Origin of the sequence: Sulfurimonas sp. (assembly GCF_023229105.1) — a bacterium.
Taxonomy (GTDB): domain Bacteria; phylum Campylobacterota; class Campylobacteria; order Campylobacterales; family Sulfurimonadaceae; genus Sulfurimonas.
The window spans coordinates 1-9,045 of the sequence record NZ_JALNZY010000081.1; the positions used below are offsets into that span (position 1 = coordinate 1).

General features: G+C 34.4%; 7 protein-coding genes, 1 rRNA gene and 1 pseudogene. 2 read left to right on the forward strand and 7 right to left on the reverse strand.

Annotated features, from left to right (window positions below; translation table 11 throughout):
- A 5S ribosomal RNA gene (rrf, locus tag M0Q17_RS09545) occupies nt 1-115 on the forward strand.
- A gap of 159 nt (nt 116-274) precedes the next feature.
- Nucleotides 275-940, forward strand: a complete 666-nt coding sequence (locus tag M0Q17_RS09550; protein WP_295086282.1) for a uracil-DNA glycosylase — start codon at nt 275-277, stop codon at nt 938-940.
- Here M0Q17_RS09550 and M0Q17_RS09555 read toward each other — a convergent pair.
- The 7 genes and pseudogenes from M0Q17_RS09555 to M0Q17_RS09585 form a co-directional block, all read right to left on the reverse strand.
- Nucleotides 933-1,937: an endonuclease/exonuclease/phosphatase family protein gene (locus M0Q17_RS09555; RefSeq protein ID WP_295086284.1), complete on the reverse strand. Its 1,005-nt coding sequence runs from the start codon at nt 1,935-1,937 to the stop codon at nt 933-935. The genes M0Q17_RS09550 and M0Q17_RS09555 overlap by 8 nt on opposite strands.
- Nucleotides 1,938-3,887: a M3 family metallopeptidase gene (locus M0Q17_RS09560; RefSeq protein ID WP_295086286.1), complete on the reverse strand. Its 1,950-nt coding sequence runs from the start codon at nt 3,885-3,887 to the stop codon at nt 1,938-1,940.
- Between the two features lie 2 nt (nt 3,888-3,889).
- Entirely contained in the window at nt 3,890-4,981 is a 1,092-nt protein-coding gene (locus M0Q17_RS09565) for a trypsin-like peptidase domain-containing protein (protein WP_295086288.1), read from the reverse strand.
- A gap of 2 nt (nt 4,982-4,983) precedes the next feature.
- Nucleotides 4,984-6,297 carry a hypothetical protein gene (locus tag M0Q17_RS09570; protein ID WP_295086290.1) on the reverse strand — a complete coding sequence of 438 codons (1,314 nt, stop codon included), beginning with the start codon at nt 6,295-6,297 and terminating at the stop codon, nt 4,984-4,986.
- A gap of 152 nt (nt 6,298-6,449) precedes the next feature.
- Nucleotides 6,450-7,790: an HD domain-containing phosphohydrolase gene (locus M0Q17_RS09575; RefSeq protein WP_295086292.1), complete on the reverse strand. Its 1,341-nt coding sequence runs from the start codon at nt 7,788-7,790 to the stop codon at nt 6,450-6,452.
- Nucleotides 7,791-7,929: 139 nt separating this feature from the next.
- On the reverse strand, nt 7,930-8,787 hold the full coding sequence (locus tag M0Q17_RS09580) for an ATP-binding cassette domain-containing protein (RefSeq protein WP_295086294.1): 858 nt from the start codon (nt 8,785-8,787) through the stop codon (nt 7,930-7,932).
- Between the two features lies 1 nt (nt 8,788).
- Nucleotides 8,789-9,045: pseudogene (locus M0Q17_RS09585) on the reverse strand (ABC transporter permease subunit); the annotation flags it as partial.

Sequence of the window (9,045 nt, forward strand, 5' to 3'; positions counted from 1 at the left end):
TAGGTGGCTATAGAGAGAGGGAAACGCCTGGCTCCATTCAGAACCCAGAAGCTAAGCCTCTCATCGCTGATAATACTGATCCTTGCAGGATTGGAAATGTAGGTCGCTGCCTAGTTGATCATTTTTACTTCTTACTCGACTTCTTCTTTTAACTAAATAATAATATTTAATTTCATATAACTTCAATTTAATTTTTTTACTGTCTAAATTTGCTTTATTATCTATTTGAAATAAAATTTATATATAATCAACTAATTATTTTTATAGGATTCGCATGGTACTTAATAATGACTGGTATATTTTCTTAGAAGATGAATTATCAAAAGATTACTTTATAAAACTTCAGAAATTCATAGACTTAGAGTATGAAACAAAAACTGTATTTCCCAAATATGAAAATATTTTTAGAGCTTTTAATCTGCTTCCTTTGGATGATGTTAAAGTTGTAATAATTGGGCAGGACCCTTATCATGGTCATAATCAGGCAAATGGATTAGCTTTTTCAGTTTGCAATGAGTGCAGAATCCCTCCATCATTGGTTAATATTTTTAAAGAGTTGCATGATGATGTAAATTGCAGCATGCCTAAAGAGGGTAATCTTACCAAGTGGGCAGAGCAGGGTGTTTTACTTATAAATAGTATTCTTAGTGTGGTTGAAGCTCAACCAAATTCACATAAAAATATTGGGTGGGAGAGATTTACTGATTCTGTTATTAGTAGGTTGTCTCACAGATATGAAAATTTAGTTTTTATTTTATGGGGAAATCCATCACAAAAAAAAGAGGGACTCATTGACATGCACAAGCATCTTATATTAAAAGCGCCGCATCCCTCACCTCTCTCTTCTTATCGTGGTTTTTTTGGTTCTAAACCATTTTCACAAAGTAATTTTTATCTTAAATCTCATAGCAAAAAAGAGATTAATTGGTGTCTTAGTTGACTCTGAATTTAGCCGTTACAGGCAGGTGATCAGAGTAGCCTTTACCCTTATGTTTTCTTACTTTCGCACGAGAAATTTCCCATCTATAAATATTTTCCCCCTTAAAGAGATACTCTTTGTTAAAATTTGAAATGCTTCCATGAAGATATGAGGCATCTTTATCTTTGAGAAGAGCCTGAGATACAAGTATATTGTCCAACACCTCTTTTTCCCCTCTAAAGATGTAGCTATATCTCTTTGTAGTATCGGTATCATACCAAAGATTGTAAAAACTCTCTTTTGAGTGTTTAACATGTTTGGCGAAATCTCTTTGGTTAATAGTTCCTAGTATATGATTTATGCCAGTTATTCCGTCGGTGTCATTATGTTTTCTTTTTCTTTTGAATTTTAAATACTCTTCATAATCAGAGTTAAAATCCCCAAGTAGAATGATGTTTTTATCAAATCCTATCTCTGAAATTCTTTTTTTAAGTGCTTTTGCAGAGACTATTCTCATGCTCTCTGCTCCAGCTTTTGATTTCCAGTGATTTACAAAAATATAAAGTTCGGTATTGTCTATTTTTAATTTTGCCTCTAGTATATTTCTATATGCATACGTTTGTGTCACACTTATCTCTTTGGAGTAGATAAACGGGATTTTGCTAAGAAGCGCTACTTTTATAACACTGTTTTTTTTATCCGCAATACTGTAGTATTGATAATATAGTCCGTTTTGTTTAAGCGCAAACCTCAAATCAAGGAGTGCTTGTAGGGACTCAACCTCTTGAAGGGCGATAATATCTGCATCTATATCTTTAATAACCTGTGCAATATTTTTCAGTTTAATTTTGTAATTTTTTTGGTTCCAGCCTGATGTGCCGTTAGGAACATACTCGCTATATTCATAAGCGCTTTTTTGTAAGTCAAAAAGATTTTCTACATTATATGTTGCTATCTTCAAAATCTTCTCTCCAAAAAGTGTTGCACAAAACAACAGAACCAAGAATAGGTATCTCAACTATATAATTCCATTTAAACGAAGCAGATTATCAGGGTTTGGTTCTCTTCCCATAAGCTCCCCAAAGAGGATATCCATACTTTTTGCGCCGCCGCCTTCTAAGATTATATGAAGATATTTTTTAGCGATATCTGAGTTAAATACTCCCTCTTGAGTTACACTAAAGAAAGCGTCTGCGCTTAACACTTCCGCCCATTTATAGCTATAATAACCAGCAGCATAACCGCCTGAAAAAATATGTGAAAAACCATTTTGAAACTTGTTGTATAAAGGCGGTTTTATAAGTGCAGTCTCTTCTCTAATGGAGTCCAAAAGATTTTGAATCTCGTTACCTTGATAGAGTTTTGTGTGGAGTTTAAAATCAAAAAGAGAGAACTCTAGCTGTCTAAGCATTCCGAGTGCTGAGAGAAAGTTTTTGCTTTTTACTAACCTCTCTATCATCTCCTCCGGGAGTATCTTTTTTGTTTTGTAGTGACACGCAAAGAGTTTTAATACACTCGGTTCATAGGCAAAGTTTTCTAAAAATTGCGATGGAAATTCAACCGCATCCCACTCCACGCCATTTACACCGCTTACTCCATTTTCATCGACATTGCTTAACATGTGATGCAAAGCGTGTCCCATCTCATGAAAAAGAGTTACCACATCATCATGTCTTAGGAGCGAAGGGTTTTTGCTAGAAGAGGGAGGAAAATTACATACGATAACGGCAGATGCAAGCTGCTCATTAGCATCCTCATCTTGGCAGTGGGTTTGAAAGTTGTTCATCCACGCACCTCCTTGTTTGCCCTTTCTCGTTTCCAAATCAAGATAAAGCCTCGCTTTTAATCTGTTATCTACATGCAAATCATAAGAGATTGCTTTTTTATGCCACAACTCTTCTTCTATCTTTTTAAAGCTTATTCCAAAGAGTTTGTTTAAGAATTCAAACATTCCCTCTAAAACACTCTTTTGTTCAAAGTAGGGACGATACTCCTCCTCATCAAGCTCATACTTGGCTTTTTTGAGAAGCTCGCTGTAGTATGCGCTATCAAAACTTTGTAACGGTTTTTTAGATATTTCTTGGAGTTCTTGGAGCTCTTTTTTTGCTTGCGCTATAGAATTTTTAATAAGTTTTTCCAAAAAAACGATAACGCTTTTGTTATCTTTTGCCATCTTGCTAGCGAGTGAATACTCGGCATAGTTTTGAAATCCTAAAAGTTTACTCATCTCATATTTTAGGGATAAAAGTTCATCAATAATTTGTGCATTTTGTGGTGCTCTTGTTACATATGCACGGTAGAGTTCTTCTCTTATTTTTTCATTTCCTCCATACGTCATGTAGGCTATGTATGATGGCATCTGAAGCGTAAATCTATATTTAGTGATGCCGTTTTCTTTAAATTTTGCACTCTGTAAATCACTCTGCGGTAACCCCTTGACATCTTTTGCGTCACATACGATATACTCATACTCATTAGTCGCATCTAGGAGGTTTTGAGAGAAGTTGTTTGAGAGTTCACTCTTTTTTATGTTTATCTCTTGAAGTCTAGCTTTTGTTGCATCATCCAAATGCGCACCGCTTAACTCAAAGCCCAAAATATTAAGTTTTAAAACTCTCTTTTGCTCCTGATTCAGGCTTTTTTGCTCTTTTTTTTGTATATCTTTGTAAGCTTTGTAAATCTCTATGTTTTGTGAGAGTTTTGTGGAATACTCGGTAATAATCGGCAGAGATGCTGCGTATATCTTTTGTGTTTGTTTTGTGTTTTTAACAGAGTTTAGGTGTGATAGCGGAGTAAAAAACTGCCCCAAAAACTCATCCATTAGCTCTAAAGGTTTCACAAAATTTGCAAAATTTTTCTGCTTTATTTTTAAAAGTTCTTCTACTTTTTTGTTGTTATTCTCTACTCTCTCATTTAACTCTTTTATGAAACTCTTCAAATCTACTTTAAACTCTAAAAATTTACTCATTATTATTCATCCTCTTCATCTCGTTTTTGTTTTATAGCGCCGAATTTATTTATTAAGATATCATCATACTCATTTGCTTTTTTAAAAAGCCTCTCTATTGCGGTTTTCCCCTCTTTTAGCGTTAAAGACGAGTCAATTATAATATAAGATAAATATACAAAATTTTCGTTAATAGAGAAGCGCAGATATGATAGTTTGTCATTCTCATTGAGCAAGAAGTCATAAATTTGCGCTATATTTTCTTTTGGGATAACGCAAAGCTTTGAATCCCCTATAATAATTCCGTTGTCATAGTAGTTTATCTCAATGCGCGCAGTTCCGTGCTCAATCCTCCATGATGCTTGAGATCTTCTAGCAAGTGTAACATTTACATCTAAAGAGCCTAAAATCTCCTCAAGAAGCTTAGTGCTTCCTGTAGGTTTATACCCCTTTGCTCGCAGTTTTGCAATCTCTAGTTTTACGCCACATTCAGGACAGTAGTAGTTTTTGATACTATTTTCTTTGATTAAGTTTTTACATGAGGAGCATTTAATAATATTTTCGCTGTTAAGATTTTTGTAGCTCTTAAGCGCCTCATCAACGTAAAAATAGGGGAGCGCAAAGCCTAGATTATTTGAGTTTAGTATGATAAATGTGTTTACGCCGATAACTTCCCCGTCCGTATTTAAAAGTGGTCCGCCGCTGTTTCCCGGATTTATAGCGGCATCAATCTGAATATATTCAAGTTCCCCGTATATCCTTGAAGCTTTTGAGACTATTCCCTCGGTAGCGCTGTAATGAAGCCCATAAGGGTGACCTATGGCAACTACTGTATCGCCGTTTTGTACACTTTTAGTTGAGAGAATAAACTGGTTTTTAGGCTTTTTAAAATCAAAACTTATAAAAGCAAGATCAAAATATGCATCATCATAGACGACTTTTGCGATGCTTCTTTTAATCTTTTTTGCACTGATAACAACCTCTTTAAGTCCCGCAACTACATGCGAATTGGTAACAATTAAATCATCAACGATAAACCCAGTGCCGTTGCCGTATGGTGTCATAATCTGTATAATATTTTCGGCGTAACTCTCTAGTATGGCTTGTATATTCATGGCTATATCTTTTCAAAGTTAAGATTTTTAAGTTGCAGATAAAAGCTGTTGCTAAACTCGTTTAGGGATGTAAAGTTAAGTTTGTCTCCAAAAGGTTTAAGCATCTTATATCGGCTTTGATGCGGCGAGATAATATTTTCTATCTTTGAGATAACAGCTCTTTTTGAAAATGACGAGTTTTGCTCATCGTAAAGAGTTTTATAGCCAAGAGCTTTAAAAAAGTCCGTATTTTGAATCTCTACTAGGGTGTGAAGAAGAGCCTTTGTTACCGGATGAAGCCCATAGTTGTAGAGCAGATAGAGTGCTATATACTTATACATTGTTGGGATTACTTGATTGTATCTGTTGTTTTTGTACCATCTAATTTTTGCTAGCGATTCCGTTATGAAAATTTCTATATCCTCATGAGCAGATTTGTCGCTAGGGTTGAAGGTATATTTAGCATCATAGAAGTTTGTTTTAAACAGATCAAAACTCATCTCACTTAGTTCATTTATATACTCTCTAATCTCCTCATTTTTTGACTCAACAGTTAGGTCTTCGTCACTAAAATACTCTAGAATTTTTTTGCTTGACTTTTGAAACATGCTATATTTTGGTACGAGTAGATAATCTATTTTAAACATAAGATAAAGAAGTATAAACGACTGCATGGCTGCATTATCGTTTGATGGAAGGGTGGCTATCTTTGCATTTACTTCATCAATCCATCTGCGCATAAAGTCATATTTGAACCGCAACTCATCCTCATCCATGATCTTTAAATGTGCTATATCCTCAATGGGTATATCTAAAAATTCGCTTCTTATATGCTCCTTGTCAAAGTCTGCATTAAGAGCAAGTTCACGCAGTGGGAAAAAGACCTTTTGCGGGGTCATGGTTATGTTATCAAGAAAAAGTTTTAGTTTTATATACTCCTTATCGCTGAAGTAGTAAGCGTATGTCAGTTGGTAGTTTCTCTCTAAAATTAAGCGTTTTAGTGCGACATTTGCCGCTGCTTTTTTTGTCAAAATGGCTTCTGCGTAGAAATTATCTTTAGTTATTGTTCCTATTATTCTCGCTGTTCCTTGAAATATTTCAAAGTTTAGTTTATCTTCATTTTTTGTGATTAGGATATTTTGGTTTGATTTGCCACTAGAGAAGTTTTCAAGAGATTTGAAGAAGTATTCATAAGCACTTAGTATATCTTTTGCCTCAAAAGCTTCGTCTGCTTTGTTGAACAAATCTTCCTCATCTTTGGATAGATTTGCGTTGATGCTTCTTCCGAAGAAGTGCTTCTGTTCTGTTTTAGGTTTAAAAAAATTTAGCCAATTCACTTATTAATTCTTCCAATAGTTTAGTATTATACTTGTTTCTATTATTATAGTTGAATCTGACTTATATTTAGCAAAGGTTTATATCTGATTAAACCTCTTTAGCGGCGCTGTGTTGCATCTAAAAAGGAACTAAAGAAAAAAGAAAAAAAAGGCTACTCTAAAAAGTATTTTTTTATTAGACTCTCGAGCTCTTTTTTTAGCTCCTCCTTTTGTTTTAGTCTGGCATCTGTATATAGTTTATTGGAAATTTTAATAAAATGATTTAACAACTCCCCGTCAAATTGGCTATTATAACCATCTTTTAAAATCTCGATACTTTTTTCATAACTAAACGGCTCTTTATAAGGTCTTTTTGAAGTTAGTGCATCAAATACATCAACAATAGCAAATATTCTAGCTGTAATTGGTATCTCCTTGTTTTTTACTTTGTTTGGGTAACCGCTTCCGTCATACCTTTCATGGTGATATAAAATTACAGCCTTAGCATCTTCTAGCCAACTGTCATCGTTGACAAGTTCAACTCCTTTAACCACATGGCTTCTCATTATTTCAAACTCTTCCTCATTTAAACTTCCATTTTTTAGAAGGATATTGTCGGATATTCCTATCTTTCCAACATCATGCAAAAAGGCTCCTTTTATTAACACTTTAATATTTTCATTGTCTAGATTTATGCTTTGTGCAAATTTAATTGCGTAGAGAGTTACTCTGTAGTTATGCTCATTTGTATCACTATCTCTAAGGGCAATTGCATTACCCAGAGTATTAATCGTCATAATATTGCTAGATAAAAGCTCTAGTCTGTGTGCATTTAGCTTTTTATATGCAAAATATATGAGCGGAAATATCAGAAGAGAAAAAATAAATATTGTCAACATTACGGTTACTATTGTTGTAAATATGCCTTGTTTAAATCTTTCAACGACAATTGGTTCTATATAAGAGATACCCTCGATATACCCGAGTAGTCTGTTTGATTTATATATAGGGTAGAAAATCTGCATAAAATTATGTTTATCTGAAATTTCAAAAAAGTTATAATTCATTTTTTTAGATGTCGGAAAATTATGCCCAATAAGCTTGTAGTCGGTTTGAATGAGTTTTAGTTTGTTTGCAAATTTTTCTTCTGCAGAAGCGACTTTGAAAAACTTCTCTTTTTTATCATCATATATTTCAATAGTAATAAATCCGAGTTGCTCCATTAATACTTTAACATCTTCTTTAAGTATTTTCATATCTGTGAATTTTAGGTTTTCGCTGTACTTATCCAATCTCTCATCCACATTTGTTCTAATCTCGTCTGCTAGGGATGTATAAAAGGTGTACTGTTGAAAATTGATTATAAATATAGTGCTTATTATGCTGATAAATATAACGGAGAAGAGAGCTCTTTTAAAAAAGGAGCTGACAATGTTATTGCTATTTATATCCAGAATAGATTTGAGTTTATTTAATCCAAAATTAATGATAGATTTTTTTTGGTTGTTAGTCATGAACAATCCTGATAAAAGCATCGACAATTTTTATATTTTACAATTTCGCCAATTTAATTTTGTAATACTATAGATAAATTCTATATTAATTACCCTTAAGTTATTTATTTATAGTATATATATCTGGAGTATTGCAATATTAGCCGCTAATAATCGGACTAAAAGCCTTTGTGCCAACACGAACCGTCTGTCCTATCGATAGTGTCCCGACCTCTTCTTCGCTTACTACGACTTCTACTATTTGTTGAGCAATAGCGATGACAGCCACATGAATAACATCAACTTTAATGATGTCAAGAAGCTCCCCTTCAAAAGAAAATTTTGCCGAACCGCTAGTTTGAAGGAGTATCTCTTTTGGTGTGCCGTCATTTATGATTTGCCCTAGGTTAAGAACTACCGCACGGTTTGCTAGACGATATATCTCGCTAGGGTCATGGCTTACCATGATAGTGGTGGTAGCAAACTCTTTATGTAAAGAGAGTATCTCGTTTTGCAGTTTTGTTCTCATTTGCGGATCAAGAGCAGAGAGCGGCTCATCCATCAAAAGCAGTTTTGGAGAGTTCATCATAGCCCTACACAAGCTCACTCTCTGTTTTTGCCCGCCGCTTAGGGTATTTGGAAAGCGGTTTTTAAACGAAGTAAGACCTGTGATTTCTAAAAGGTGTGATGCTAAGGCTTTATCCTTTTTGACATACAAAAGGTTGTCTTTTACGCTCATATTTGAAAAAAGTGCATAATCTTGAAATACAAAACCTATCTTTCTTTTTTGAGGAGCTAAATGTATCTTTTTATCACTATCCTGCCAAATCTCATCTCCTACTTGTATAACTCCTCTTGAGTCTTCAAGACCGGCTAAGATTCTAAGAAGTGTGGTTTTTCCGCTTCCACTTTGCCCTGCAAGTGCTACAAAATCATTTTGTGCTATATTCAAATCTACTTGCAAGTTCATCTCTGCGCTACTTCCATAAAGTGCTTTTTGTATATTGATTGTTATCATGCTATTGTCCAATCTTTTTCACATTAGCGTTAAAAATATAGACACTAATGAGTACCAAAAAACTAATTATCAGCATGATGGCACTATAAATATGCGCCGCACCGTAATCCATCACTTCTACCATCTCATAAATAGCCACCGAAGCCACTTTTGTCTCCTCGGGGATACTTCCTCCCACCATTAAAACTACCCCAAACTCCCCGACAGTATGAGCAAATGTCACGATAATAGCAGTCATCAAGGCAGGTTTCATGTTTG

What these genes read in the sequence shown, in the direction of transcription:
- M0Q17_RS09580 (WP_295086294.1), bottom strand. Translation starts at nt 8,787, where the DNA reads ATGATAACAATCAATATACAAAAAGCACTTTATGGAAGTAGCGCAGAG.
- M0Q17_RS09550 (WP_295086282.1), top strand. Translation starts at nt 275, where the DNA reads ATGGTACTTAATAATGACTGGTATATTTTCTTAGAAGATGAATTATCA.
- M0Q17_RS09560 (WP_295086286.1), bottom strand. Translation starts at nt 3,887, where the DNA reads ATGAGTAAATTTTTAGAGTTTAAAGTAGATTTGAAGAGTTTCATAAAA.
- M0Q17_RS09565 (WP_295086288.1), bottom strand. Translation starts at nt 4,981, where the DNA reads ATGAATATACAAGCCATACTAGAGAGTTACGCCGAAAATATTATACAG.
- M0Q17_RS09575 (WP_295086292.1), bottom strand. Translation starts at nt 7,790, where the DNA reads ATGACTAACAACCAAAAAAAATCTATCATTAATTTTGGATTAAATAAA.